This is a genomic window from Barnesiella sp. WM24 (genome assembly GCF_004570975.1).
Lineage (GTDB): Bacteria > Bacteroidota > Bacteroidia > Bacteroidales > Muribaculaceae > Muribaculum.
This window is the reverse complement of sequence record NZ_SPPC01000011.1, coordinates 83,649-106,348: the sequence shown is the minus strand read 5'-3', so window position 1 is coordinate 106,348 and position 22,700 is coordinate 83,649. Positions and strand designations below refer to the sequence as shown.

At 44.5% G+C, this 22,700-nt stretch carries 37 protein-coding genes; 35 read left to right on the top strand and 2 right to left on the bottom strand.

What is annotated here, in order from left to right; all coding sequences use genetic code 11:
• Window positions 1-3 precede the first annotated feature (3 nt).
• Together E4T81_RS12470 and E4T81_RS12465 are read left to right on the top strand one after the other, a co-directional pair.
• Entirely contained in the window at window positions 4-2,079 is a 2,076-nt protein-coding gene (locus E4T81_RS12470; RefSeq protein ID WP_135045056.1) for a hypothetical protein, read from the top strand.
• A gap of 1 nt (window position 2,080) precedes the next feature.
• Entirely contained in the window at window positions 2,081-5,626 is a 3,546-nt protein-coding gene (locus E4T81_RS12465) for a phage tail tape measure protein (RefSeq protein ID WP_135045054.1), read from the top strand.
• Between the two features lie 277 nt (window positions 5,627-5,903).
• Here the strand turns inward: E4T81_RS12465 and E4T81_RS12460 are convergent, their stop codons facing one another.
• Window positions 5,904-6,464 (bottom strand): hypothetical protein, encoded by a 561-nt coding sequence (locus tag E4T81_RS12460; protein ID WP_135045052.1) that lies wholly within the window; start codon window positions 6,462-6,464, stop codon window positions 5,904-5,906.
• A complete protein-coding gene (locus E4T81_RS12455; protein ID WP_135045051.1) occupies window positions 6,461-6,946 on the bottom strand; it encodes a hypothetical protein in 486 nt (161 codons plus the stop codon). Before E4T81_RS12455 ends, E4T81_RS12460 begins: the two co-directional genes overlap by 4 nt.
• 403 nt (window positions 6,947-7,349) lie before the next feature.
• Between E4T81_RS12455 and E4T81_RS12450 the strand changes: the two genes are divergently transcribed.
• The 33 genes from E4T81_RS12450 to E4T81_RS12285 all read left to right on the top strand — a co-directional run bounded on the left by E4T81_RS12450 (window position 7,350) and on the right by E4T81_RS12285 (window position 22,606).
• Window positions 7,350-7,634, top strand: a complete 285-nt coding sequence (locus E4T81_RS12450; RefSeq protein WP_135045049.1) for a hypothetical protein — start codon at window positions 7,350-7,352, stop codon at window positions 7,632-7,634.
• A complete protein-coding gene (locus tag E4T81_RS12445; protein WP_167761889.1) occupies window positions 7,612-8,025 on the top strand; it encodes a hypothetical protein in 414 nt (137 codons plus the stop codon). The genes E4T81_RS12450 and E4T81_RS12445 overlap by 23 nt, the downstream gene beginning before the upstream one ends.
• 86 nt (window positions 8,026-8,111) lie before the next feature.
• Window positions 8,112-8,378 carry a hypothetical protein gene (locus E4T81_RS12440; RefSeq protein ID WP_135045045.1) on the top strand — a complete coding sequence of 89 codons (267 nt, stop codon included), beginning with the start codon at window positions 8,112-8,114 and terminating at the stop codon, window positions 8,376-8,378.
• A gap of 102 nt (window positions 8,379-8,480) precedes the next feature.
• Window positions 8,481-8,774: a hypothetical protein gene (locus E4T81_RS12435; protein WP_135045043.1), complete on the top strand. Its 294-nt coding sequence runs from the start codon at window positions 8,481-8,483 to the stop codon at window positions 8,772-8,774.
• 320 nt (window positions 8,775-9,094) lie between these two features.
• Window positions 9,095-9,490: a hypothetical protein gene (locus E4T81_RS12430; protein ID WP_135045041.1), complete on the top strand. Its 396-nt coding sequence runs from the start codon at window positions 9,095-9,097 to the stop codon at window positions 9,488-9,490.
• The gene (locus tag E4T81_RS12425; RefSeq protein WP_135045039.1) at window positions 9,487-9,846 is read left to right on the top strand and encodes a hypothetical protein; all 360 of its coding nucleotides are present in this window, start codon (window positions 9,487-9,489) and stop codon (window positions 9,844-9,846) included. The genes E4T81_RS12430 and E4T81_RS12425 overlap by 4 nt, the downstream gene beginning before the upstream one ends.
• 184 nt (window positions 9,847-10,030) lie before the next feature.
• Window positions 10,031-10,477 (top strand): hypothetical protein, encoded by a 447-nt coding sequence (locus E4T81_RS12415; protein WP_135045035.1) that lies wholly within the window; start codon window positions 10,031-10,033, stop codon window positions 10,475-10,477.
• Window positions 10,478-10,499: 22 nt separating this feature from the next.
• The gene (locus E4T81_RS12410) at window positions 10,500-11,291 is read left to right on the top strand and encodes a hypothetical protein (RefSeq protein WP_135045033.1); all 792 of its coding nucleotides are present in this window, start codon (window positions 10,500-10,502) and stop codon (window positions 11,289-11,291) included.
• 400 nt (window positions 11,292-11,691) lie between these two features.
• Window positions 11,692-11,904: a hypothetical protein gene (locus tag E4T81_RS12405; RefSeq protein WP_135045031.1), complete on the top strand. Its 213-nt coding sequence runs from the start codon at window positions 11,692-11,694 to the stop codon at window positions 11,902-11,904.
• Window positions 11,905-11,907: 3 nt separating this feature from the next.
• A complete protein-coding gene (locus tag E4T81_RS12400; protein ID WP_135045029.1) occupies window positions 11,908-12,207 on the top strand; it encodes a hypothetical protein in 300 nt (99 codons plus the stop codon).
• 7 nt (window positions 12,208-12,214) lie between these two features.
• Window positions 12,215-12,430 (top strand): hypothetical protein, encoded by a 216-nt coding sequence (locus tag E4T81_RS12395; protein WP_135045027.1) that lies wholly within the window; start codon window positions 12,215-12,217, stop codon window positions 12,428-12,430.
• Complete coding sequence (locus E4T81_RS12390; protein WP_135045025.1) at window positions 12,427-12,942, top strand: 3'-5' exonuclease; 516 nt, start codon at window positions 12,427-12,429, stop codon at window positions 12,940-12,942. Before E4T81_RS12395 ends, E4T81_RS12390 begins: the two co-directional genes overlap by 4 nt.
• A 2-nt stretch (window positions 12,943-12,944) precedes the next feature.
• Window positions 12,945-13,529, top strand: a complete 585-nt coding sequence (locus E4T81_RS12385) for a hypothetical protein (RefSeq protein ID WP_135045023.1) — start codon at window positions 12,945-12,947, stop codon at window positions 13,527-13,529.
• Entirely contained in the window at window positions 13,522-13,923 is a 402-nt protein-coding gene (locus E4T81_RS12380; RefSeq protein WP_135045021.1) for a hypothetical protein, read from the top strand. The genes E4T81_RS12385 and E4T81_RS12380 overlap by 8 nt, the downstream gene beginning before the upstream one ends.
• Window positions 13,920-14,279 (top strand): hypothetical protein, encoded by a 360-nt coding sequence (locus tag E4T81_RS12375; protein ID WP_135045019.1) that lies wholly within the window; start codon window positions 13,920-13,922, stop codon window positions 14,277-14,279. Before E4T81_RS12380 ends, E4T81_RS12375 begins: the two co-directional genes overlap by 4 nt.
• 14 nt (window positions 14,280-14,293) lie before the next feature.
• On the top strand, window positions 14,294-14,770 hold the full coding sequence (locus tag E4T81_RS12370; protein WP_135045017.1) for a hypothetical protein: 477 nt from the start codon (window positions 14,294-14,296) through the stop codon (window positions 14,768-14,770).
• A complete protein-coding gene (locus tag E4T81_RS12365) occupies window positions 14,757-15,203 on the top strand; it encodes a YopX family protein (RefSeq protein ID WP_135045015.1) in 447 nt (148 codons plus the stop codon). Before E4T81_RS12370 ends, E4T81_RS12365 begins: the two co-directional genes overlap by 14 nt.
• Window positions 15,200-15,472 carry a hypothetical protein gene (locus E4T81_RS12360; RefSeq protein WP_135045013.1) on the top strand — a complete coding sequence of 91 codons (273 nt, stop codon included), beginning with the start codon at window positions 15,200-15,202 and terminating at the stop codon, window positions 15,470-15,472. Before E4T81_RS12365 ends, E4T81_RS12360 begins: the two co-directional genes overlap by 4 nt.
• A 178-nt stretch (window positions 15,473-15,650) precedes the next feature.
• Window positions 15,651-15,869, top strand: coding sequence for a hypothetical protein (locus E4T81_RS12355; RefSeq protein WP_135045011.1), 219 nt, complete (start codon window positions 15,651-15,653; stop codon window positions 15,867-15,869).
• 73 nt (window positions 15,870-15,942) lie between these two features.
• Window positions 15,943-16,185 carry a hypothetical protein gene (locus E4T81_RS12350; RefSeq protein ID WP_135045009.1) on the top strand — a complete coding sequence of 81 codons (243 nt, stop codon included), beginning with the start codon at window positions 15,943-15,945 and terminating at the stop codon, window positions 16,183-16,185.
• Window positions 16,186-16,203: 18 nt separating this feature from the next.
• Complete coding sequence (locus E4T81_RS12345; protein ID WP_135045007.1) at window positions 16,204-16,833, top strand: hypothetical protein; 630 nt, start codon at window positions 16,204-16,206, stop codon at window positions 16,831-16,833.
• Window positions 16,834-16,867: 34 nt separating this feature from the next.
• A complete protein-coding gene (locus tag E4T81_RS12340; protein WP_135045005.1) occupies window positions 16,868-18,712 on the top strand; it encodes a ParB/RepB/Spo0J family partition protein in 1,845 nt (614 codons plus the stop codon).
• Window positions 18,713-18,847: 135 nt separating this feature from the next.
• Window positions 18,848-19,375 (top strand): hypothetical protein, encoded by a 528-nt coding sequence (locus E4T81_RS12335; protein ID WP_135045003.1) that lies wholly within the window; start codon window positions 18,848-18,850, stop codon window positions 19,373-19,375.
• A complete protein-coding gene (locus E4T81_RS12330; protein WP_135045001.1) occupies window positions 19,357-19,620 on the top strand; it encodes a hypothetical protein in 264 nt (87 codons plus the stop codon). Before E4T81_RS12335 ends, E4T81_RS12330 begins: the two co-directional genes overlap by 19 nt.
• Before the next feature lie 172 nt (window positions 19,621-19,792).
• The gene (locus E4T81_RS12325; protein ID WP_135044999.1) at window positions 19,793-20,137 is read left to right on the top strand and encodes a hypothetical protein; all 345 of its coding nucleotides are present in this window, start codon (window positions 19,793-19,795) and stop codon (window positions 20,135-20,137) included.
• Window positions 20,138-20,141: 4 nt separating this feature from the next.
• Window positions 20,142-20,567, top strand: a complete 426-nt coding sequence (locus E4T81_RS12320; protein ID WP_135044997.1) for a hypothetical protein — start codon at window positions 20,142-20,144, stop codon at window positions 20,565-20,567.
• 5 nt (window positions 20,568-20,572) lie between these two features.
• Window positions 20,573-20,908, top strand: a complete 336-nt coding sequence (locus tag E4T81_RS12315) for a hypothetical protein (RefSeq protein WP_135044994.1) — start codon at window positions 20,573-20,575, stop codon at window positions 20,906-20,908.
• Window positions 20,901-21,203: a hypothetical protein gene (locus E4T81_RS12310; RefSeq protein ID WP_135044992.1), complete on the top strand. Its 303-nt coding sequence runs from the start codon at window positions 20,901-20,903 to the stop codon at window positions 21,201-21,203. The genes E4T81_RS12315 and E4T81_RS12310 overlap by 8 nt, the downstream gene beginning before the upstream one ends.
• Window positions 21,204-21,206: 3 nt before the next feature.
• Window positions 21,207-21,416 (top strand): hypothetical protein, encoded by a 210-nt coding sequence (locus E4T81_RS12305; protein ID WP_135044990.1) that lies wholly within the window; start codon window positions 21,207-21,209, stop codon window positions 21,414-21,416.
• Between the two features lie 2 nt (window positions 21,417-21,418).
• A complete protein-coding gene (locus E4T81_RS12300; protein ID WP_135044988.1) occupies window positions 21,419-21,670 on the top strand; it encodes a hypothetical protein in 252 nt (83 codons plus the stop codon).
• Window positions 21,667-22,140: a hypothetical protein gene (locus E4T81_RS12295; protein WP_135044986.1), complete on the top strand. Its 474-nt coding sequence runs from the start codon at window positions 21,667-21,669 to the stop codon at window positions 22,138-22,140. Before E4T81_RS12300 ends, E4T81_RS12295 begins: the two co-directional genes overlap by 4 nt.
• A gap of 2 nt (window positions 22,141-22,142) precedes the next feature.
• Window positions 22,143-22,406 carry a hypothetical protein gene (locus E4T81_RS12290; RefSeq protein ID WP_135044984.1) on the top strand — a complete coding sequence of 88 codons (264 nt, stop codon included), beginning with the start codon at window positions 22,143-22,145 and terminating at the stop codon, window positions 22,404-22,406.
• Window positions 22,403-22,606: a hypothetical protein gene (locus E4T81_RS12285; RefSeq protein ID WP_135044982.1), complete on the top strand. Its 204-nt coding sequence runs from the start codon at window positions 22,403-22,405 to the stop codon at window positions 22,604-22,606. Before E4T81_RS12290 ends, E4T81_RS12285 begins: the two co-directional genes overlap by 4 nt.
• Window positions 22,607-22,700 lie beyond the last annotated feature (94 nt).

The window sequence follows — 22,700 nt, the reverse complement described above, 5'->3', positions numbered from 1 at the left end:
ACTATGTACGAAGAATTATATATCATAGACAACGGGCAAAGGTTTAAAGTAGACCTTTCCATGCCGAGCGGAATAACCTTAAATTTCGCGAGCAATATCTTTGGTGATTTGTCAAAGATCACCTGCTCTCGCACATACACTTTCAGGCTGCCAATGACTGCGAACAACCGGCGTATCCTCAATAACGCGGATGATATTCGCTGTATTTCTTCTAAAATCCGCAGGAGACTGAAAGCAGAGTACATGCAGAATGGCATACCTCTATTTTCAAATGCGAATCTGTATATCGACAGCACCGAAACATGTTTTAATGCTGTAATGACTTGGGGGGTTATTGACGGCTTTCAAGCATTGAAAGATAATGACATATCTATTCGTGAGTTGCCTTTAGAAGCCAAACCAATTTTTGGCCCATGTAATGCTAAGATTGGAGATTACAAAAATACCCTGAACTACGTCCAACCACTATATAATGCAGGACTACCCTATATCAGCGAAGGCGGCAATAAAAATATCTATAACACCTACTCCTTTTTCCCTCTACCGGCCATTCCTGTTTATCGACTTATTGAATTGATAAACACTCAGTTTGGAACTAAATTCAATCTCGGTAAAGCTTATGTCTATGGCGAAGAGGCCGATACTCACGACATTATCAAAATGGGGGTAATTCCTGCAATAAATGTTTCAGATGAAGAAGAAAAAGAAATAGCATCGCTCTTAATGGGCTTCGTAAACGGCCAGTCGATAAATGGTATTGGCAATGTAATTGTTAGCCCGACAAATGCCTTCGGGACTGTTGATGCTAATTTCCTGCGAGTAAATAAGAATGACGCAGGAAGCGTGATAAGCATTACCAATATAAGTAAATCTGCACTAGAAATAGATGCCGACAGCCAATTCTGTGCCAATTTTATGTGGCGTCCTGACCGATATGACTGGGATGTGACGCTCAACGAATCGGCAGGCAGTTCTCCCAAACTTTCATTTTTTATCGACACAAATGAGGTCGCAGGAATAGAGGGGAAATATGGAGTATCTTCTAGCGGAATTCTTTGCTGGGTCTTTGATTTCTCCCAAAAGAATGGCAAAGACCGCTTGACCTTTACACTCCCGTCGGGGGCCACTGTATTCATGGCTTTCACTTGTGGACTTAATAGATTCAGCGTTTCAGGAATTTTAGAAAACTCATATACTCGACTTTATTCAACCTATTCCATAGATAGTATCAAATGGAATGAAACTGAAAGTGAAGCTGGCTCAATGCCAATGGACCTAATGAGTAATCTTCCCGACATTAGCTGCTTGACGCTAATGAAGTCCCTATTCTTTATGATGGGAGCATTTCCTACTATTAATAATGCCAATGAGATAATTCCGGTCTTCTATACTGACATAAGAGGAAAACTCCTTGCGGGCAACTCCTTAGATTGGAGCAGTAAGATTACGTCTGAGTATGCAACGTTACCAAGTAAAACAACTTATAGCGTAAATGGTTTTGGTCAAAATAACTATTACATTATGAAGAACGACAATGTAGATAGTGACGCCGACGAAGACGAAACAGATGTCTACGAAAGTGGAATCGGTATAATTCGTGTTCAAAATGAAGTAATCGAAAAAAACAAAACCATCATTCAACTTCCGTTTTACGCTCCTTATATAAAAAACAAGAAAGATCCCAAACGGCAGACAGGTGATACCATGAAATTTTGGTATGTCGAAAATGACGAAGTGAAGACCAAAGAGGCGAAACCTTGTTTTGGCATGATTAAACCATTCATCCAATACTCTTCACCGGGAACACCGACCGGTATAATATGGATGGGTATGGAGGTATGGAATGATTTTCCGAGGATAAATAACGACTCATCGTATTCATACCTGTCAAAAATAATGGAGAACCCCGTAATCATCTCAGAAAATCTGCGCTTAAATGAACATGATTTGAGGATATTAGACTACTCTACGCCAGTGTACTTGTCGAAATACTGTGCTTTTTTTGCCATAGTGACAATTACTCGCGACAGCAAGGGTATATGTAAATGCGAACTGCTAAAACTCCCGGAGGAAGAATAATATGGCTAACAACGACGTAAAAACGAAAATATTGGACATTCAGGTGCGATATAAAGATGCCCTGGATCAGATTGCCAAGTACCGCAAAGAGGTGGCTGATGCTATGGCTCGTCAAAAGGAACTCAAAAAGGAGCTTGACGAGGGTAATATCAGCCAGGAAGAATATGCCCGGCAGGTAGAAACAACCCGCATATTCATAAACCAGCAGAACGCGGCCATAAATACCCTCACGCGGCAAATCAATAATCAGGAGAAAGCCCAGCAGGAGAACCTCGGCTCTCTTGTGCAATGGCGAGCAGAACTGTCGAACCTGACTGCAGAGTATGACCGTCTGAGTGAAGCGGACCGAACCGGTGAAGTCGGAGAGAACCTGAAAGCCCAGATAAATGAACTTACCACCAAACTCAAGGAAGCCGAGCAGGGCACGCAGCGTTTCTTCCGCAATGTAGGCAACTACCCTAACGCCATGGGCCAGGCCGCTAATGCCACCAACGGACTGATAGAAGCACTGTCGAAAGAGTGTAAGACCGCAGAGGAAGCCGAGGATGCTAACGAAGTTCTCCGCCGCGCCCTCGCTAGCATAGACCCGTCTGCGGAAGGCGCGGCCGACGCAATCGAAACCCTCAACAAGAAGATTGAAGAAAACAATGCCGTCATACAAGAACATGAGGACCAGAGTACCGGTCTTGTTGATTCCCTCGGAGAACTTGTAGGAATAAATACAAAATTTGGCAGTTCCCTTGAGGCTCTTTCTAGAAACTCAGCGGGGTCCGTAATGGAAGGTCTAAATGTAAAGGCCAAAGCCTTATGGAAAACCCTACTCGGTCTGCTCTCCAATCCGTATGTTTTAGCCTTTTTAGGTCTTGCCGGTACTGTCATGCTTGCAAAGGCGTGGTATGACTACAACAAAGGACTTGAGGAAGCCAGTCGACTAACAAAACAGTTCACAGGGCTGGCAGGTGATGACATGAGGGCTTATCGAGACCAAGTGACAGCTATATGCGACGTATTCGGAGACGATTTTCAAGACGTCCTGGCTACCGCAGACGTTCTGGTGGCGCAGTTTGGCATATCGTGGCAGGAAGCACTTGATACTATAAAAGAAGGCTATGAAGCCGGTGGAAACATCGGTGGTGACATGCTTGACAAACTTCAGAAGATGCCCGCCGCATTCAACGAAATGGGAATGTCGGCTAAGCAATATATGGCAATTGTCTCGCAGACTTCTACTGGTCTTTGGGGCGATAAAGGTTTGGAATCTCTCAAAGAAGGTAACGAGCGCATTCGTGAAATGTCGACGGCTACCGCAGATTCTTTGAAAGCCATTGGTATCAACGCTAAGCAGGTGCAGAAAGATATATCAGACGGCTCTAAGACTACATTCGACGTGCTTCAGGAAGTTGCCGGAAAACTCAAAGACATGCCCGCCGATTCACAGGTAGTTGGCGAGACGCTGAAGAATGTATTTGGACAGCAGGGCGTAGAGGCCGGGGCTAAAATGATTGGAACGATTGCCGACCTCAACACCAACCTCGACGAATGTGTGGAAAAACAAGGCATTGTTGCACAGATTCAGGAAGAGCAGGTGCAGGCTCAGACGGAATTGAACGCCGCGCTTTCTGCTCTATTCGATACAACTGGAGGTACCTTTGAAACAATGACAGCCAATGCTAAATTATTTGTCACACAAGGAATAACTGCGATTGTCAAGGGGCTAATAGAAGTTGTAAATTGGTTCATCGACCTATATAATAATTCTATCGTCGTTCGAGCTGGGGTGGCATCAATCACGCTCCAGTTCAAAACCGCATGGTCTGTAATTAAGAACATATGCGGTCTTATCGCCGATGAAATTATGGGTCTCGCGAAAATCATAAAAGGGGCATTAACCTTAAATTGGGACGATGTAAGTGCCGGTTGGGATCAATTCCGCAGTGCTACTCGAAAAGCAGTTAGTGCTATCGCCAATGAAACAGTTGAGAATACTAAAGAGGCATGGGCGCAAATGGATAAGAAATTAGAAAAAGTTGAGATTAAAACATCTACTGCGGCTGCTTCGGTAACAGACTCTCAATCCGGAGAAAGCGGAAATACACCTAAAAAAAATACGCCCAAGTCGACATCGTCGAAATCTGCAACCACAGATCCGGCGAAGACTGAGGCAGAACTGTTACGAAAAGCAGAAGATGAGCTTCTTAAAATAACCGTTCAAGCAGCCGCAACTCGCCGTAAACAGTTGGTGTTGTCATATGACCGACAGATTGAAGATTACAAGAAGAAACTTGCCGAAGATAAAACTCTTACAGAGAAAAGCCGGGAAGCCATACTCAGCATTATATCTTCAATCGAGAAGCAGAAAGCTAATGCTCTTGCTGAATTTGATGCCGAAGAAATCAAAAAACAAGTCGAGCACGACAGCAAGCTAATCGAACTGAAATTATCTGCTGTTGAAGAAGGCACCAAGCAGGAACTCGAGCTGAAACTTGCTTCCATAGACCAGAAAGAAAAACTCGACCTCGCCCAAGCTGAAAAGGACTACGAGAATGAGACCGAGAGGCAGGAAGCCTTAGCTGCAATTCGCGATAAGTACCGTAAAGAGCGAGAAGCTGCTGATGAGGAATACAGAACCCTCAATATAGAAAGGCAAAAGCAAGTTTTACAGAACGAAATAGCACAGCTCGATATTGCCGAAACAGAAAAGCAACTACATCGTGAAGGCATCCGTGTGATGACTGACACAGAAATGGAAGCTGATCGGCAACGTAAGCTTGAATCCATCGGTGGTTTTGAAGCTGAAAAACTCCGGCTTGAAGAGGAAAGTGCGCAAAAAGCTTACGAAGCCCTGATCGAGCGCGGTCAACTATCGACTCAGACTGACGCGGAATGGCTTGCCGAGCAAAACGCCGCCAAGCAGGAATGGTTAAACAAGCAGGTCGCCATCAATGATGCGTATGTTAAGAACGAGCAAGCCAAACAGCAGGCCGTACGAGCCGTCACTAATGGGCTTGTAGGTCTCCTCGAAACCCTCGGCGAAGAAAACTCAGCATTTGCTAAGATGGCAAAGGTTATCACCCTTGCTCAAATCGCTATCGACACCGGCCGAGCCATATCTTCAGGTATCGCAAGCGCATCGGCCCTACCGTTCCCTGCGAACCTTGCGGCAATAGCCACCACTGTAGCCACGGTGCTCGCGAATGTCGCAACTGCGATTTCGACTGTCAAAAGCGCGAAGTTTGCAACCGGTGGTAAGGTTAATGGACCGGGCTCCGGAACGAGCGACAGCATACCTGCAATGCTCTCCAATGGGGAGTATGTAATGACAGCGCGCGCTACGAGAATGTTCGAGCCACTGCTAGCTGCTATGAATAGCATAGGTGCCGGCGTTCCCATTCAGGTAGCCAACTCTTACGAGAGTGTCGACAGTGCTGAAATGATGACCGACTCCTTCGAGAGAGCCGCCAGAGAGATTAAACCCGTGGTATCGGTGGTAGAAATCACCGAGGCCCAGGAAAGAGTGGATATGATTGAAAACTTAGATAATTTCTGATAGATATGAACTGCTACGAACTAATCAAAAGCAACGAAAGCCTTCTACAAATCTTGAAAAACAATCAGATTAGTGTGAACGACATCGACAATCTCCAGATTTATGAAGAGTTTTGCGCCATGAAAAAACAGAACCACAAGACGGTCTATTGTGTATGCGTCCTTGCAGACAAGTATGCAAAGTCCCAGCGGACCATATATAATATTGTCGACCATTTTCGCACAACCGTCAGCATATAGTTAGGGCCGGCGGTATATAACCGTCGACCCAATTACTCTCAGAACCCTTCCGAGAAAGAAGCCTTTTTGTCAGTGCCGAGCGCGCCGGCAATAAGGCTTAAATCGGTCGTGAGAACCTTGCCAATCTTGTCTTTCTTGTACTCTTTGTTGAATGGCTCATCGTTATCAAGTTCAATACGAATCTTGGCAACTCCCTTAGCGAGCTGTTGCAACTGTTCGTAGGAGATTGGATAGTCAACATTGATTTCGTATAAGTTGAAACCGCCTACGTTCTTCATATCCGACCCGTAGCTGCCTTGGGATGTAGTGAGCGTAACAACATTGCCCTCGGAATCTTTGAGCATTATACGCCCGTCTTTGCTGATAACCATATGTTTCATCGCGGACAGCTTGAGAGACAGAAAGTACGTCGGAGTGTCGCCGGACTGCATGAGGTTTACGCCGGCATAAACTACAATGCGGTCGTTGCCGGACTTTACATTTTCTTTGCTCGTAATAATCGAACGTGTGCCATTGGTTGTGTCATCGCTCAATATCTTCTGCGCATACGCCGAAGTCGTGATAATCATACACAAGAGCGTAAAGATAATTTGTTTCATATAGTAGGTTTTAGAAGTTCGGGGTAAAAGAAGCCCACCATCCACCTGAATATTCGACAGGTGTAATAGTGATAGTCGTATGGAGCATTGAAGAATCTATCGTCAAGTTCCTCTTCAGCAGGGATGCGTGAAATATATCCGCCTTCAATCTCAATATGCCAATTCTCGAAATCAAAGACGTCACTTCGGCCCTCTTCAGGAATGACCGCAAGGTGTAAGTTATGAGGATAGTTTTTCTTGGTGGAGAACCCTTTTTTAAATACTCCGCAAAAATATATTGCCTGATACTCTCCGTCAGCGACCTCATCCATTTTCAAAACCGGCTGCTGAAGAAGATTGCTGTTCCAGGCTCCGGAGAACTTCTTGCTGAACTTGCCCGGAACGCATTGGGCGCAGTGTCGATCGAGATTGGAACCCTTTACATACTTAGCCCAAAGATATTTGAATTGAATTTCGTCGATGTTATGCTTGATAGTTACCATTGTACTTCATATTTGCTCATTATTGGCAACTACCCACAAAAAGACGCAGGACAGCAGCCTAACGTCGTCCGGCCTACCACAGCCGTTTACCCAATAGGTCGTGTCCTGCGCGTATATGCACACAGAGCCACAATGCCCAGTGGGTAAACTTTCGATAGCCTGGAGTTATCAAGGTGGTAGTTCGACGACGATTAGGCTATTGTATGTCTGTTGTATTACTGACTCTCTTGTCAAGTTATCAACTTAGGTGCAAAGATACAAATAATATCCGAAACGGCCTAAATGTCATTGAAAAATTGCAGATATGATTAAAATAAACCCTCTAAAACTTGCATAAATGATTATTTTTGATTATCTTTGCGTATGCAAATAGGATAAAAATAATCAAAAAACCAACCGCTGAATGGAGAAAACAACCGGAACTCCCGTAGGGACATCCAGAGCTTACAAGGCGAAAGTCCTCAAATATTGGGATTTTGCCATAGAGGAGGAAATCACGATGGAAGCCTCCACAAAAGAGGAGCTGTTCGAGAACTTCTACAACGCAAATAGAACGTACCGATACTGCAACGGCTGCTATTTCAAGTTTGCTGACAATGCTGTCAAGGCAGAATACGACGAGTGGTATCGCTCTCTTTCTGAAATGAAACGATTCGATATGTACTATGGCAACGGAACAGTTGACTGACATGCCGGTAATAGACTGTCAGGAGTTACAATCTCTCATTACGAGTGCTTTGGACTATGGTTATCAGTTCGACCTCGGCCAAATGTTGGCTATAGGGAATCCCATAGAGGCCGACCCTTACTACGAAGCAACAGCCGAAGGTCTATTTGACGGCAGGGATTTATTCTTTACCGACATTGAGAACGGGAGAGTCTTACAGTTAAGCAAAGACAAATTGTTAAAGGCAGCTTTTGAGTATGCCAAAATGTACCCCAACATCTACGCAGAAGTTGGGGGTGCAGATGGTTATATCCCTCAAGTCGGCATGAAGATACTGCTAGTGGCTCTATACGGGTGGCCGATGGTTATGACAGAAGTAGGTACTCGCTTTGAGAGATTCCTGAAGTTATGACTATACATAAGAAACCTATAGACACCCTGAAACGGATCACTAATCACGCAAATAAGATATTCCCAATCAAAAATAATCACCACAATATGGCAAGAGATTTAGGACACTTTGAGTATGCTCCCAACAAAATTTATCGACTGAAAGTGCTGGCAATACACGCAGACATCGACGAAGAGGAACTCTACGACGATTACGAAGAGGCCCGACACGATTATGAAACGTGGAAATACGACCAGCGCGTAATGGACGCTCATGGTTGTGTATCGCTCGTAGAAATGAGCACTAACCCTATGTCAGAAGACAAGCCGAATAAGTTCATTGTCACCAGAGAACTTGGCAATCACCAATGGTAACCCTCAACTCAAAATAAAATGTCAGCAACAGCAGAACTTATGGAAATTGGTCTGGCTCCTGGGTGTGTTCATACCAATGCGCGAGAGAAGAAATACTATCTAATGAAACGCTTTGTCAGAGCCGCAATCCAGTACGCAGAGCGTGTCCAAAAGACAACAGTGAAAATCGTGGCTTTCCTCTATGAGACACCTTTCAACAGCATCGTTATGGTGAACAACGAAAGCACATTCAACGACGTGTCGGACATCTTCTGCACGCCCGAATTTACCAACGATGAACGTCGGGAAATCCTCATAAACCTCAAAGTCACAGATAACGAGACGATGGCGTGCGAAGCAGCCTCTCGTGGATATCGACTCTCTTCGGCTCCAGTTTTAGCAGTAATAACATTCTAAATTAACAATGTGTGTCTAAGCCCAAGTGAAATGAAAAAATCTAAGAGAATAAAGTTAAATCTGAGGACGTACGGTTGTACTATCAACTATGCCCGAAATCAGAAGTACTATATGTTTACACATGAGTCTCAAAAAAATGGGCGAGATTACGTATATACATTCCCTTGGAGAAAAAAGAACATTTTTGAAATTGCATACACAATTCTTGCAACACGATATTTTGAGGGCAATATAGAACGGTGTAAAAGCGCAATAACGATATTGTCATTAACAAAACATACATATCCATCGATAACAATAAACAACAACTCAAATAAACCATGATAGCAACCTGTTGCTCGCAGTCCCGCCGGCTGCTTGAATGCGGAGTTGACCCCGAGACGGCGGATATGATTGAAACACGTTTGGGAAATCTTTTGAATAGGACGCAAGATTTCCCAGTTGACGAGACAAAAGAGACGCTTGTGTGGTCTTTATCGGCGTTGCTCGGACTTCTTCCGAAAGAGATAAAAGTAGATGAAAGCCCTTATGATGAGGTGCAAAAATATGGACTGCTAATCTATCCCTTCATGAGTGGTTGGCAAATAGACTATCAGTACTGCATATATGATGAATGCCACAACTTGATGTGCATATACTCCACCGACATCATCGAAGTATGCGTTCAGGCAATCGAATGGCTGAACGCCAACAACTATAAACTCAACAGGCTATGACAAACGAAGAAAAAGCGAAAGCGTATGCCGAGAAAGAACTTGTCCGCGCTATAAGTAGACCAGCTCACCCCCTCGACCACCTTGCCCCTTATTTTGACTCCAAAGATATTCAGCAAGCCTACCTTGCCGGAGCCGCCGAAGCCCTCGCCTCGCAGTGGAAAGACCCGAAGGTGGAGCTGCCGGAGGATGGGAGTCATCTTACATTGCTTGAACATGGAAATGATCGGCTAATCGTTGAAGTTGCTCCGTGGATAGATGGAAAGTACCAAGGAGGATATGCAATGTCTGTATATTTTAAACAAATATCTGTGAAAGCATGGCTCCCCATCCCGCCGCTGAAAGGAGGTAACACATAATGTTTGGATATGACATTGACGCTTTGTTCATGGAGCGACTTCCGAGAACGAAAGTTAAGTTCTCCGACAGACCCATAAAAGCGGTTGATAGCAGACAGTTACGCGAATTTTCAATCAAAGGGCATAAGGTTATGGCGTACTCTAAAAAGGACGCTATAACACGCCTTAAACACCAAAAGAAGAAATGAGCAGTGTATTTCCAGACAATGCCATAATAATGAATGGCAAACTATACGCGTTAGTGGATAGTCCTCACAATTCATGTAAATTTTGTGATTTGGCAAAGGAATGCTGGCAATCTTGGCAAAGTGACAATAAACAACCTTGTGCCTGTTTCGGGATAGATAATACTGTGTTTAGAGAAATGCCAGTCTTTATAATGCGTGAAGATAAATTCACTTTCGGGAAACACAAAGGCAAGTTTGTTTCTGATGTTATCGAGAGCGATCCCAATTACGTTAAATGGGCGTTAGATAATGTTGAATGGTTCGATCTTGACAACTGCCTTAGAGATAAGTTAGCCGAAACATTAAAGAAAGTACCGAACAAAGGTAGAATTTATTTGCCTTTTGAAAATTGTTCGGAAGACGGAGAGATTGCCGGGCAAGATGCCTTTGGATCTAGTTATTAACATCACAACAACCATTAGAAGCATGACACCAGAAGAAATTTTAGACACCGTAAAAGAACATCAAACCACCGATTCAATATCCCGAAAAAGCGCTTTGTTTAATCTTATACGACAGAAGACTTGGGAGGTGTGGTTTTTAGGCTATCAATATGCCCGAAAATTGTATCTGGAATATCACTTGCCAGCGGTTGGAAATTTACTAAAACAATGGGGACCCGTAGAAAGTGACTTGGAGAAATATGAGAATGGGTGCTCTTGTTATACTCAAATCGACATTCATAGCCCAGCGTATCAACACCATGTATTTGATGACGAAATCATATTGTATGGGCTGACTGAAGAGGGTGTAAACATCGGATTACCTGCTTCCATTTCAGTAACATTCAGGATGTTTAATCCTGACTATCTTGATTATCGCATCCGTGAGATAAAACCATACCTCCACTACAAGTTGAGATGTGAAATATACAGCAAGGAGCAGGAACTCAAACAACTTCAGGATATCTATAAACAGACAGAGAATCCTATTCTTTCTAAGCTGAAAACCGCCGAGTCCGGTACTATTTTATGGTACGAACGATGGTACAAGGGTCGACTCCGCGAAGCAAAAGAAGTCAAATTTGTACGCATTGAAAATGGAAACATTATTATTGAAAATTATGATGGTATTGAAGTAAGTTTTGACCATAATGGCACAGCGACATCAGAAAACGACTATACTTCTGCTTGTATGCTTTTTCCATCATCTGACCATAAACGATGGGATGATGTAACTTACGTGCCAGCATCAAAGCAGAAAGTATTGTACGAGTGATGTGTTACGAGTTGTACTAAAGGTAGAGCTTGCAAATAAGATCCTCAAACTATCACCTATAAAATCGAAGAAGAAGCAATGAATACTTTTTGTATCATATTTAATTGTGCGAGCGTTATGTTATCAATATCTTGTTTAGTCGCCAATGCAATGGTTCATCGTTACTATTGGTGCACTATATTTGTCGTGCTAGCTTTATTGAATGCGGCGAGTGCAATTGCTGTCTATCGTATATCACATAAAAAGACAAGGTAGTAATATGACGATACTCAAAGAAATAACGCCGGTGGCCCGCAAAGAGCACAAATGTATGTTCTGCTATGGAACTATCCACAAAGGTCAGAAATATTTGAGACAGACAAATATCTGTGATGGAATAGTCGGAGACTGGATTTGTCATGTGGAATGCCAAGCTGTTGCCCGGAAACTCGGAATGTATGACGATTGCGACCCGGACTATGGTCTATCAGATGAGGCTTTCGGAGAGACCATTAACGAATACATCCTCGATGAACATTACGACCGAGAGAATGACGACATACAAGAGAATTGGCAAGGTCTGACAAGATATCAGGAAGTGCTGAAAATCCTGGACGAACTGGAAGTAAAATAGAAGATGGAAATCACAGAAGAAACTCGAAAGAAAATTTACGTAGACTATTGCGAGAAGAATCGGAATACTGTAATCTACGGATTCCGGAGTGCCCGCTATCTCCACTTTAAGGCCGGCTTTGACGCTGCCGTCAACTATATTTTATCACAATCTCTCGCTCAAAGGATCACTGGGCCAGAAAAGGGTGAGATACAGAAACTTTTCTATGCTGCAGAAGGAGGTACAACAGAGTATAGCCGTGGTTATTCGGATGCTCTCAAGAGAATATTCGGAAAAGAAATATTAGATAACAATTCTAAATAAAAACGACATGGACTTATTAAAAGCATTGAAATGCACAGAGCTTATGTCGGAGAGAGACATAATCATCGACATGAGGCAAAAGGCAATCGAGGGGGAAAAACGCGAATGGTCATTCCTCGTCAACGAAAATAAAATGCCGATACCGACAGCAGTAAAAAGCATCTTCAGAGAAGCAATCGAACGAGCTCTCAATTACTACAACTCAGAAATCCAAAAACTATGAGCAGCATAATGATTGATATAGAAACTCTTGGCAGGCGAAATGATGCCGCTATAAGAGAGGTTGGATTGGTCGCATTTAACTCTGACGGTACTATTATATCCAAAAGACAACTATCAGTAGCCCCAGACGTATGGAACACTTGCGGCAGGACATTCTCAGGGGAAACGGTTATTTGGCTTTTAGCCAATCCGAACATAGACACAGACTTCAACTGCCATTCATACTCGGAGCTTATTTCACATGTAAATGAGTTCGTTTCCTCTCATTTAACCATTGACGGTTATATTTGGAGCAAAGGACATATGGATATAGAGGTACTTAAAGATCTCTACGAAACCATCAATATCCCTCTTCCGTGGGAGTTTTGGCAACCCCGTGATTTAAGGACTATTCTAGATTTAGCCGGGGACAATGTAGCTCCGCAAACTCACAGAGCAATTGAAGACGCTGAATTTCAGACAGACCAATTAATCAGGATTCTTGCATCAATTAAAACAACGTTGAATCAATAAACATGGCAATAGAGATATACTATACAAAAACAACGGATAAATCTCCCCGAAAGTGGTATGATGCTAACCGTCCTTGCAGGGGTTCAATTGCAACGTGGATGTGTTTCATGCACTATATGGAGCGCAAATATCTTCCGTCGTACCCTTCAGCATATTCGCTTAAGGAGTATAATTCTCGCTTCACTGCAACCATGTTCTGGAATGGAGAAGGAGATATGCCTATGCAAGAGATATGGGATCTCCAACTCTCAAAGAAAGTGACACCGGCTGAACGTTTAACCATGCAATCAATGATGGATAAGGCTTATTTCCTTGCTGCAGATTTTCCAAGTGTGCGAAATGCGTGGGAAGAGTATGTGGTAGGAAAAAACGGCGGAGAGGGCGTGACGAAAGCCTTTACGGATCTGATAGCGACAATAGAATCTCTGATACAACGCATGCCGGAGATTCATTCTATCGGGATTAATTGGAACTCCGTAAACTGTTTCTACGATACATTCGGAGAAACTGACAAGGATTGCTACGATTTCGTAGCCGACAACCGACAAGTAGAACAGAGACTCAATAATTCAAAATCGTATGAGTAAACAACATATTCCGGCCAGCGTCGCCGTCATGATGCGAACACGTGGTTACAAAGGAGAAATGCCAATAGGCTATCACGAAGCGCAACGATGGGCTCTCGACAAGTATAGCGCATGGATAGTACCCAGGCCCTATCTGTTAACCCCACTCTCTGAAAAGGAAGACCGGCTAATATGGGCCGTAGAAGCCCGCGATGTAGCCAGCCAAATGGACAGTTACGGTTATTGTGAGTACTTCGCCATAGATGATGAGGTCAACGTGCCGGTAGTCCGGGAACTAAGCGACGCACAAATCGAGGAGTTTGAGGTATTATACTCCAGTGAGAAATTCTACAATACTCCTGAAGACGCATTTATAGCGGGATTAATTAAGACAATGAAATTATTAGACGAATGAAAGCGAGAATAATTGCAACCGGAGAAATCAAGGTTTTCTATCCTGCGAGACAAAGCGGGCATGACGGCTACGTCGACGAGCAGGGTCTGTGGTACTACCCGAATGAACTCGATTTTCGCAATGGAGGTGTCCCAATACCTGAAGCCGAATATAAAGTAGGCACTATATGGATAGCCCGCGAAGAAGATGGAAATTTGATTGCGTTCTCAGAAAAACCGATACGGTGCACTGGGCAACTTCCAGGACACGGTTATTGGCATGGAAAGCAGTTTCGGGAGTTGAAGCGCATAGCCTACCCACAAATCACATGGCGGTCAGAGCCGATAGAATGTGAAGTAACAATCAACATCAAATAAAATATCACATCTTCATGAAGTATTACAACCTTGTGTTCGTATCGCTCGGCGCATGGTTGGCAATCAATGACATCTATCACCGTAATTATGGATGGGCGATATTCTTTGTCGTATGCACATTTATTAACCATGTTGCCTACGACTACCACAAGAGTAAAATAAGCAGTATGAAAATAAAAAAGACGATAGCGAAGACTCTTCGCAGATGGGCCGATAGGCTGTTCCCAACGGAGGCTGTGCAACTGCCGCCGCTGTCCTTAAAAGTAGGAGACCTCCAACTGTTGAAACTGGGCTACCAATATCCAAAGAATGCACAATACTTAAACTTTAATCGCATTCGATGCCGAATGGCACAACTATTGGCGTACGAGCTTCTGGAGCGTAGAACCATACTATTTACAATCAACGACGGAGCCACGTATGTAAATACGATTGAAGCGTCGATCTATGTAAAGCGTCCCGAAAATCCCGACGGCTATGAGGAAATATAAATTCAGAGGCAAACGCCTTGATAATGGTGAGTGGGTGTATGGCTCACTCGCTGAAACCCACGGCAAACTGTTCATTGGCATTCCAACCGCCCCCGACAATCCAGTCTATATGATGGATTGGCACGAGGTAAATCCCGCCACATTAGGTCAAATCGCCGGACAACTCGACAAGACTGACATCTACGAAGGCGACATTCTCATTGAACCCACCGTAGCCACAATTCCTCTCGAAGTGAGGTACAACGAGGAGCAATGCGCATTCTGCCTCATCGAGCACACCCACACCGAAGGCCCATTATTGGGAACTTGTCCGTTAGGCGATATGCTCCGGCATTACCCATTCATGAAAGTCGCCGGAAACATTCACGATAACCCCGAAATACTTTCTAAATGGGTGCAAGAAAATCGGAATAAGCCAAAAGATAAATCATGATACGCAAAGTATGGTACGAGGCCATTGATCCCTATCACTCAGATGAAGTGCAAACTTTCATTGGTGCCACTTGGGAAGACCTCGACGAGCAAGAAACCGAATTTAACAAGTGGCTTGGCCGCAATCATCCGGCTGGTATCATCTTCTTATTCAGGGCGCATACAATCTACGAAAGCGACTGCAGCGAGATAGATAAAGAAATTCACGCTGAGGCTTACAAACGATATATAGAAAAACAACGCACTCATAAGGAAAGCGAGAATATGTAAATATGTCAGCTACTGTTGCGCAAGTTTGTCGGGAGGCTGGCTTGCGCTTTGTTGCGCGTAATTGACTAAAAATCTTGCAGATGCGATTAAAACAATCTCCCAAATAGTTGCATATATGATTATTTTTGACTATCTTTGTATATGCAAATAAGATGTTTTAATCAAAACTGAAACGACAATGGTAGAAAAAGACAAAATCCTCAAAGTCGAGAAAGCCAAGATGAGTATGGCGAACCTACTCATGGCGATGAATGTGAAATTCGCTTACGACTACGGCACATTCTACATCCTCGATACGCACAATCCCGAGAAATTCTACAACTTCTGCAAAAACCACGGAATGAGGGAGTCCGAGTTAGCAACCATGGTTGTCTCAGAAATCGACAACGAATTCTAACCAATATAAATCCACAATATAGGTCCTGCTTCGGCGGGACCGAATGCTATATACCCCTAAGCTAAGAAAAACAATGAATGCTACCTCAGAAAAGGAAAAATATTTCCGCTGCGTGAGGGAATTTCTCAACAGAGTAAATATCCCCGACGCTACAGATCATATCGATGACGAGATATTCATGATTGAACAAGTTTTCCCAATTTCTAACGAGCAATTCAAAGAAGAATATTGGCGATATCGCAATGCCGACCACTATCTTCGCAACAAAGAGTTTTATAATAATCCTGAGAACTACGAAACTCACCCAATTTATTAACAACATAATCATCCGAACATGGAAAAAAAGATTATCAAAGCGATGTACTCAACCATCGCGAGCAAGGACACCGTCCATCCACAAATGATGGGGGTGTTCTTTGACGAGAAGTGTTGTGTCGCAACCGACACACATGTGCTCGTAGTGTTCAATCACGCCAATCCCAAACACGCGGGGAAAATCCTCAACGTAAACGGAGAGGAAATCCCCGGTACCTATCCAAACTACAAACGTGTGTTCCCGTCAAAGGAGCGCCTGACGCACTATCGCCCTCGCATTGACCTTGTGCAGTTGCAGAAAGCCTGCGCATGGTTCACACGTCAGCCCGGATTCACGGACAAAGACATGGTGGTAATCCGAGGAAAAGGCCTCTCCATCAAGTATCTCGCAACGCTTCTCAATCTCTTCGCTCTAACCCCTGAAATCAAGTCCGCTGAAATGTTCCAGACACCAGAAGGCAATCCGGCTGTTATAAAATCAAAGAGCATATCGGCACTCCTAATGCCAATGACAGTCGACGAAACGCAGATAGACGCACCTCGTGCGGACGACTGCGCCATATGCCTGACTCTCGAAAACCTAATCAATCAGTTCGTATTCGAGGGGTGGAAGCCTAAAACCGTTGAGGACCCCATGTCCTGGCTCTAAATCCCAACAAACTCACAATTAAATATCAATAGAAATGCAAGTAAGAAACATCCCCCTTTCCGAGATTGTACCTAGTGAACTTAATCCCAGAAAGACATTCAACCAGGAAGAGCTTGAAGAGCTCGCCCAAAGTATCAAGGAGAATGGGCTTATCCAGCCTATCACTCTCCGCAAAATCGGCAACAAGAAAGATGCCAAGTATGAAATCGTGTGTGGAGAGCGTCGCTTCCGCGCAAGTCAACTCATCGGTGCGAAAGATATCCAGGCTGTCGTAAAGGAACTCAACGACAAGCAGGCTTTCGCTTGTATGATAATCGAGAATCTTCAACGCAAGGATATCGACCCGATGGAAGAAGCCGCCGCCCTCAATCGCCTCTACAATGACGGATCAATGACCGTCGCAGAAATGGCAAAAATGCTCGGTAAGAGTAACAGCTTCGTGTCTGGTCGCATCCAGCTCCATCACACAATCGAGCCGTTCGTCCAACTTATGCGTGAGGGTATTCTCGTGCTGACTCATCTTCTCGATATCTGCAAGCTCCCAGCCGAGCAACAGCAGACCCTTTTCGACTCCTGCTTTACCGAAGCAAGCAGAGCCCGATGGACCTACAAGTTCCCCAACATGCCTCAACTGCACGAAATGATTGACGAACATGTTATGAACCAACTGCCGACCGCGCGTTTCAGCCTCTCCGACGACACTCTGGCCGGTGCGTGTGCCTGCGAGAAATGTCCGCTCAACACCGCCAACAATCCAGACAACGCCCGCGATGTCAGCACCCCACGCTGTATGAAGCGCGAATGTTTCCTCGCTAAAGCGCGAGAGACCATCTTCCGCGAGGCAAAGGAAGCAGCCAAGAACGGAATCAAGCTCATCTTTGCCGGCGAGTACGCTGAGAACGAGATTATTCTTCAGGCGGCCGAAGAGTACGGGCTTGATGTGTCTGGTCTCGGTAATCGCCAATATGTTCCTGAGCCCGTTGCTCCAGACCGCGCCCAGTATAAGGACGAAGAGACCTATGCCACACGAAAGGCCAACTACGACAAGGTCCGCGCTGTGTTCGATGATAACATCAAGGACGGCACGGTCACCCCGATATACGAAATCTGCTACAGCGGTCATCTCAGTGGCGAGACAAAGTATGTCTACTACACACCTGATAGCGATGAAGAGCCGTTTGCCGGCAACAAGCTCGCAGACAACAATCGTAGAATCTCTGAACTCAAGGTCAAACTGCGCGAGGCCAACGACCACCGCCAGGAGGATTTCGTAGAGCGTCAGAGAGCGTTTATGGAGTCCTGCGAGTATTCCACCCTCAACACCGATCTTTCATCGGTAGAAACAGACGTGTTCCGTGCCCTCATCCTCAAGCGACTCCCCGTTGCATTCAAAGAGTCTATAGGTTGCGACGAAACGCAGGGCGGAGATTATCGGTCCATCGGTAAGGCACTCGAAAAGAACTTCAACTCCATTGTTCGCGAGTTCATACGTTCGATTCTCTCTGAGAAGAGTGTGAACTTCTCGCCCGAACTGGCTAACATGCTTTCGGCTATCATGGAAGACCGCTACGCCCACAATGCGGACGAAATCGCCAAGCAACTCGACGCCCGCTACAATCAATCAAAGGCCGGTATTCAGGCTAAGATTGACGAGCTTCGCGAGGAGAACGAGAAAGAAATTCAAGCTCAGGCGTCAATCACGCCACAGGCTCCTGCTCCTGATGAGCCAGACGCAAACGCACCTCAGACCGACGAACAGCCTGATTCGGCCGACGAAGGAGCATCTGACTCAACCGATGCCGTAGGCAATCCCGAAGCAGAGGCGCCGGCTACTGAAGAAGCTCCTGAAGAAAAGGAGCAGGAAAAATCCGAAGAATAATATCACGGGCGCGGGAGCAGTAAGAGTGTTCTCGCGCCCATTAATATTTCATGTATGAAATTAGAACTTATTCCACTTTCAAAGTGGCACCACAATGAAGTGTACCAGATTGCTTTGTCCGGCCCCATGTCGCCAATGTCGGCCGCCAAAGATTTTATCTCCAATCTCTTCGAAGGTAATGACAAGATTGTTCTTACCGGTCTATTCCGTATTCGCGCAGTCGGTGAAACAACCTTTACAACCTGGGAGCACGCTGATATTGACCCGGTTCAAATCGATGTCATAGTTTGCGTCCTAAACTTCCGGCACCTCGCAGTATTCGGCGAGATAGGAAGCCGATATATGCCTATTGCCCTCGTTCTCGACGGCGAGGCACAGTTCAGCGAGCTTTATACCACCTACCAGTGGATATCAGCTCCGACAATAGAGGAGATAGCTCAGGTTCTGAGCACCATTGACTTCGACAAGCTCCAAAATGATTTCAAGGAATATCAGTGGGCTGTCAAGGAAGAACAGGCCAACGACTGGTATTTGGAACATACCATGCAGGAGCACCTCAAAATTATGGACGCAAAAACTCCCCTCGAAGCTGATACCAAATGGGATAAAATGACTCCGAAGGGCAAGTACGAATATTTCAAGATATGGACCAAAAAGAAGTAATCATTCTCCAATCCGGAGATCCTTGGCTCACAAATGATAGCCTTAGAATTGTCGGCATCTTTTCAGACGAGGATAAATTCACGGAGTTTGCCGACAAATTACTTGAGAAAGGCGTGGTATCCGATTGGGGCTACAAAAGTCTTACGGGCTATTATGGCTTCGGTAGACAATGTGACATTAAAAATGGAGCGTTGCTTGTCACCAAAGAGCCGCTAAATCCGGCTTTCGATGAAACTGATATTTAATTGCGAAGGGCGAGTCATATTACTGCGGCTCGTCCTTTCGCTTTTAATAATCATTCGCCCGATTAAAATTGCAAATTTGATTAAAATAATCTCCCAAATAGTTGCATATATGATTATTTTTGACTATCTTTGTATATGCAAATAAGATGTTTTAATCAAAACTGAAACGACAATGAAACTCAAGAAAGTAACACTTTACTACCGAGAAATGAAAGATTGGCTCGACATGGCAAACTACGAGCTCGAAGGTAAGAATGTGATAATATTCAAAACGACAGAGGGCGGATTCGGGATTCGCCACCAGTGCCACGGATGGAAACCTTGCGACAAAGTATGGACCGCAAACGGTCTTAATCCCTCAACGGTTATAGCAGTGGCTTCGCATAAAGTAATCAAGGAACTGCTAGATGTCTTCAGTAGAGCGACCTACATGGTAAACCGATTCATTAGCGAAACAGAGCGTAAGGTATTCCTTTCTGAAATGGAAGAAGAATTGTTGAATATAGCCGCCCGATGAAGATATGACTGCCACACAAGAAATCGAACTGCTCCAGTCTCTCAAAGGTGATACATATTTCGCGCAGGTATTCAAGCCTGAAACCATTGACGCGATGTGCGAGAATATCCGCAAGGACTTCCCCATAGACTGCGATGTCAACATTTTCGAGAACTGCCACGAAGCCACCAAGGCTCGATCCGAGGTCCGAATTTTAAAGGGTTTGCTCGATGAAAGAGAAAATGAAGTCGAGGATTTACGACAACAGAAGGATACGATGGTTGATTTCCTCATTGACCAAGCCAGCACTTCATCTGACTCATCGACTAAGAAGCAAATTTACGAAAAAGCAGCCGAGATAATTGGCGATAAAGAAGTCATCCGTCGCAAAATAAAATTCGGCTACTCTCTCAACAACCACGATTTAGAGTGGCTTGCTCAAAATTTATAAAGACAATGAACACAACCCCAATTTCATTCGCTGACCTCCGCAATATGGATATCAGCAACACCGTCGTAGTCCTATGTCTCATAGTACCCGAAGACCAGGATTGGGACGAAGCGAATAAATTCTTCCAAGAAGATACCGAGTTTGCGCCTGGGAAAAACATCACAGGCTGCCACAGAATCACCGGCAACGTATTAGGCGATGATGGCCGGTGGGACTATCTCTTTGAGTTCGACCATCCCGAAATACCGTTCAACCCGATAGCCCGCCTCAAATTCTCGGACATCAAATGGACCGGCGATTATATAGATAACTACGCAAAAGACTTCGAAGGAAATGATTGACCAGGAATACACCACCGAAGATTTGAAAAAGGCTATGCTGAACGAGGCATGTCCGAAAATGGAAGGATTCTTCAGCGACATCTATGACGACTTTGAACTTATAGACAAAATGAAAGTCGGACAGACTGCGCAATGGTTCTACCGCAAGAACGGAACATCATTCAGGGTAGAAGAACCTGAAGAGTTCCAAAGAGATTATGAATTCTGGAAACACCAGGTGTTCAAAGTATTCACCATCCTAAAGACTGAATCCGACTTGTTTTCGGTCGCAGAATGTAACATAAAAAATAACTGAGCAATGGCAAATAAATATTATAATCCCGAAAGTGGAAAGGTTAATTTCAAGGCAATCGAGAATGCAGTTGGATACAAACTCGATCCATGGGAAAAAGAATACGCAGAGTTCTACTATCAAGAAGGCTCTAATTACGGAAAAGACCTTGATACCGTACCGGACTTCTGCTCTGAGACTGCATCCGACTTCCGCTTAATGTATTATAGAATGTGATTATGGAACCGACAAATACAATAGGATACCGAGGAAAGAAGTACCCGGTATTCTCCCTTGACATAATAGTCGAGGGAGAAAAGGAGAATGTAAATATCAGCGTTGAATCTCTGCAGTCCGAGCTTTTGCCAGATTGGGATTGGCGAGATACCGAGGCTGAACATATTGACGAGTCGATATTCTTCTACATACCGGATGATGTTGCAGAAAAGCCTGAGGCAGAGATTATCAAATTCGTAGAAGACAATATATGACCAGCGAGGAAAGCTTTGCTCGTTACGAAGCAATAAAGGCAGAGGAATATCCATTTCACGACCGCGATAATGCGGAATGGAAAGCTTTCCATGATGATCCCGAAGTGAGAGCTGAAATCGGACATCGTTATACAGTATGGCGAGAGAACAAAACCCGCAGGGAAAACGAAGCTATATCAGCTCTTATTCCACGCGTTGGGCTTCCCTGTACCATGTACTTCCACTCAGACCGTAGAGCTGCAACTGTAGTTGAAGTCATCAGTCCTAAAAAAGTTGCTGTCAGATATAACCAGGTTAGATGTATAGAATACTATGCCGGCGACTATGAAATACTCCCCGAATTAGAGGGCGGAGAGCATATATTCACGAAACGAACCAACGGCAAGTGGATTCTCGAAGGACAGCATTCTAAAGACGGGATAAGACTTCTGTTACACTACCAGGACCATTACATAGACCCCCACTATTGACTATGGGAAAGAATACAATCTACATTATCAAAGACAGCAGAGCCGAAGAACTTATCAACGATAATGATGTGGACGGATTTCGCAATTATATTGCAGAAGAGAGCTACCTATCAGTAGAATCAATGGATTTCGACAGCGAAGAAGAGCAGAAAGGATTCCTCGCTGGATTCTTCCACGGCTGCGACGAACGAGCCCCGGCCGGAAAGGTCGTGCTCATCGAAGGAATAGAATATTACAAACCATTCATAGACATTATCAACGAATGAAGAAATTAACAGTTGAGCAGTACGAATCGCTAGCTGTACCAGTGTTCAAAATCTGCTCCGAGTTAGCTGACAGTCCTCGCGTAGATATTCCTGAGTTGGCGAGGATTCACAATATTATCGACATCATAACGTCATTCAAGCCCGATGAGCTGACGGCACAATCATCGGAACAGACAGCAGACACCACAAACCAGAACTAATATATGGAAGGAAAATCAGCAACCCTCAAGGTTCCGTACCTCGGCTACCGAAATATAGTGCTAATTGAGTATTGGCCCACGATGTATAAGTGGG

Excerpts from the sequence above, each read along its gene's own strand:
- E4T81_RS12470 (WP_135045056.1), top strand. The coding sequence starts at position 4 with ATGTACGAAGAATTATATATCATAGACAACGGGCAAAGGTTTAAAGTA.
- E4T81_RS12465 (WP_135045054.1), top strand. The coding sequence starts at position 2,081 with ATGGCTAACAACGACGTAAAAACGAAAATATTGGACATTCAGGTGCGA.
- E4T81_RS12460 (WP_135045052.1), bottom strand. The coding sequence starts at position 6,464 with ATGAAACAAATTATCTTTACGCTCTTGTGTATGATTATCACGACTTCG.
- E4T81_RS12455 (WP_135045051.1), bottom strand. The coding sequence starts at position 6,946 with ATGGTAACTATCAAGCATAACATCGACGAAATTCAATTCAAATATCTT.
- E4T81_RS12450 (WP_135045049.1), top strand. The coding sequence starts at position 7,350 with ATGGAGAAAACAACCGGAACTCCCGTAGGGACATCCAGAGCTTACAAG.
- E4T81_RS12445 (WP_167761889.1), top strand. The coding sequence starts at position 7,612 with ATGGCAACGGAACAGTTGACTGACATGCCGGTAATAGACTGTCAGGAG.
- E4T81_RS12440 (WP_135045045.1), top strand. The coding sequence starts at position 8,112 with ATGGCAAGAGATTTAGGACACTTTGAGTATGCTCCCAACAAAATTTAT.
- E4T81_RS12435 (WP_135045043.1), top strand. The coding sequence starts at position 8,481 with ATGAAACGCTTTGTCAGAGCCGCAATCCAGTACGCAGAGCGTGTCCAA.
- E4T81_RS12430 (WP_135045041.1), top strand. The coding sequence starts at position 9,095 with ATGATAGCAACCTGTTGCTCGCAGTCCCGCCGGCTGCTTGAATGCGGA.
- E4T81_RS12425 (WP_135045039.1), top strand. The coding sequence starts at position 9,487 with ATGACAAACGAAGAAAAAGCGAAAGCGTATGCCGAGAAAGAACTTGTC.
- E4T81_RS12415 (WP_135045035.1), top strand. The coding sequence starts at position 10,031 with ATGAGCAGTGTATTTCCAGACAATGCCATAATAATGAATGGCAAACTA.
- E4T81_RS12410 (WP_135045033.1), top strand. The coding sequence starts at position 10,500 with ATGACACCAGAAGAAATTTTAGACACCGTAAAAGAACATCAAACCACC.
- E4T81_RS12400 (WP_135045029.1), top strand. The coding sequence starts at position 11,908 with ATGGAAATCACAGAAGAAACTCGAAAGAAAATTTACGTAGACTATTGC.
- E4T81_RS12395 (WP_135045027.1), top strand. The coding sequence starts at position 12,215 with ATGGACTTATTAAAAGCATTGAAATGCACAGAGCTTATGTCGGAGAGA.
- E4T81_RS12390 (WP_135045025.1), top strand. The coding sequence starts at position 12,427 with ATGAGCAGCATAATGATTGATATAGAAACTCTTGGCAGGCGAAATGAT.
- E4T81_RS12385 (WP_135045023.1), top strand. The coding sequence starts at position 12,945 with ATGGCAATAGAGATATACTATACAAAAACAACGGATAAATCTCCCCGA.
- E4T81_RS12380 (WP_135045021.1), top strand. The coding sequence starts at position 13,522 with ATGAGTAAACAACATATTCCGGCCAGCGTCGCCGTCATGATGCGAACA.
- E4T81_RS12375 (WP_135045019.1), top strand. The coding sequence starts at position 13,920 with ATGAAAGCGAGAATAATTGCAACCGGAGAAATCAAGGTTTTCTATCCT.
- E4T81_RS12370 (WP_135045017.1), top strand. The coding sequence starts at position 14,294 with ATGAAGTATTACAACCTTGTGTTCGTATCGCTCGGCGCATGGTTGGCA.
- E4T81_RS12365 (WP_135045015.1), top strand. The coding sequence starts at position 14,757 with ATGAGGAAATATAAATTCAGAGGCAAACGCCTTGATAATGGTGAGTGG.
- E4T81_RS12360 (WP_135045013.1), top strand. The coding sequence starts at position 15,200 with ATGATACGCAAAGTATGGTACGAGGCCATTGATCCCTATCACTCAGAT.
- E4T81_RS12355 (WP_135045011.1), top strand. The coding sequence starts at position 15,651 with ATGGTAGAAAAAGACAAAATCCTCAAAGTCGAGAAAGCCAAGATGAGT.
- E4T81_RS12350 (WP_135045009.1), top strand. The coding sequence starts at position 15,943 with ATGAATGCTACCTCAGAAAAGGAAAAATATTTCCGCTGCGTGAGGGAA.
- E4T81_RS12345 (WP_135045007.1), top strand. The coding sequence starts at position 16,204 with ATGGAAAAAAAGATTATCAAAGCGATGTACTCAACCATCGCGAGCAAG.
- E4T81_RS12340 (WP_135045005.1), top strand. The coding sequence starts at position 16,868 with ATGCAAGTAAGAAACATCCCCCTTTCCGAGATTGTACCTAGTGAACTT.
- E4T81_RS12335 (WP_135045003.1), top strand. The coding sequence starts at position 18,848 with ATGTCGGCCGCCAAAGATTTTATCTCCAATCTCTTCGAAGGTAATGAC.
- E4T81_RS12330 (WP_135045001.1), top strand. The coding sequence starts at position 19,357 with ATGGACCAAAAAGAAGTAATCATTCTCCAATCCGGAGATCCTTGGCTC.
- E4T81_RS12325 (WP_135044999.1), top strand. The coding sequence starts at position 19,793 with ATGAAACTCAAGAAAGTAACACTTTACTACCGAGAAATGAAAGATTGG.
- E4T81_RS12320 (WP_135044997.1), top strand. The coding sequence starts at position 20,142 with ATGACTGCCACACAAGAAATCGAACTGCTCCAGTCTCTCAAAGGTGAT.
- E4T81_RS12315 (WP_135044994.1), top strand. The coding sequence starts at position 20,573 with ATGAACACAACCCCAATTTCATTCGCTGACCTCCGCAATATGGATATC.
- E4T81_RS12310 (WP_135044992.1), top strand. The coding sequence starts at position 20,901 with ATGATTGACCAGGAATACACCACCGAAGATTTGAAAAAGGCTATGCTG.
- E4T81_RS12305 (WP_135044990.1), top strand. The coding sequence starts at position 21,207 with ATGGCAAATAAATATTATAATCCCGAAAGTGGAAAGGTTAATTTCAAG.
- E4T81_RS12300 (WP_135044988.1), top strand. The coding sequence starts at position 21,419 with ATGGAACCGACAAATACAATAGGATACCGAGGAAAGAAGTACCCGGTA.
- E4T81_RS12295 (WP_135044986.1), top strand. The coding sequence starts at position 21,667 with ATGACCAGCGAGGAAAGCTTTGCTCGTTACGAAGCAATAAAGGCAGAG.
- E4T81_RS12290 (WP_135044984.1), top strand. The coding sequence starts at position 22,143 with ATGGGAAAGAATACAATCTACATTATCAAAGACAGCAGAGCCGAAGAA.
- E4T81_RS12285 (WP_135044982.1), top strand. The coding sequence starts at position 22,403 with ATGAAGAAATTAACAGTTGAGCAGTACGAATCGCTAGCTGTACCAGTG.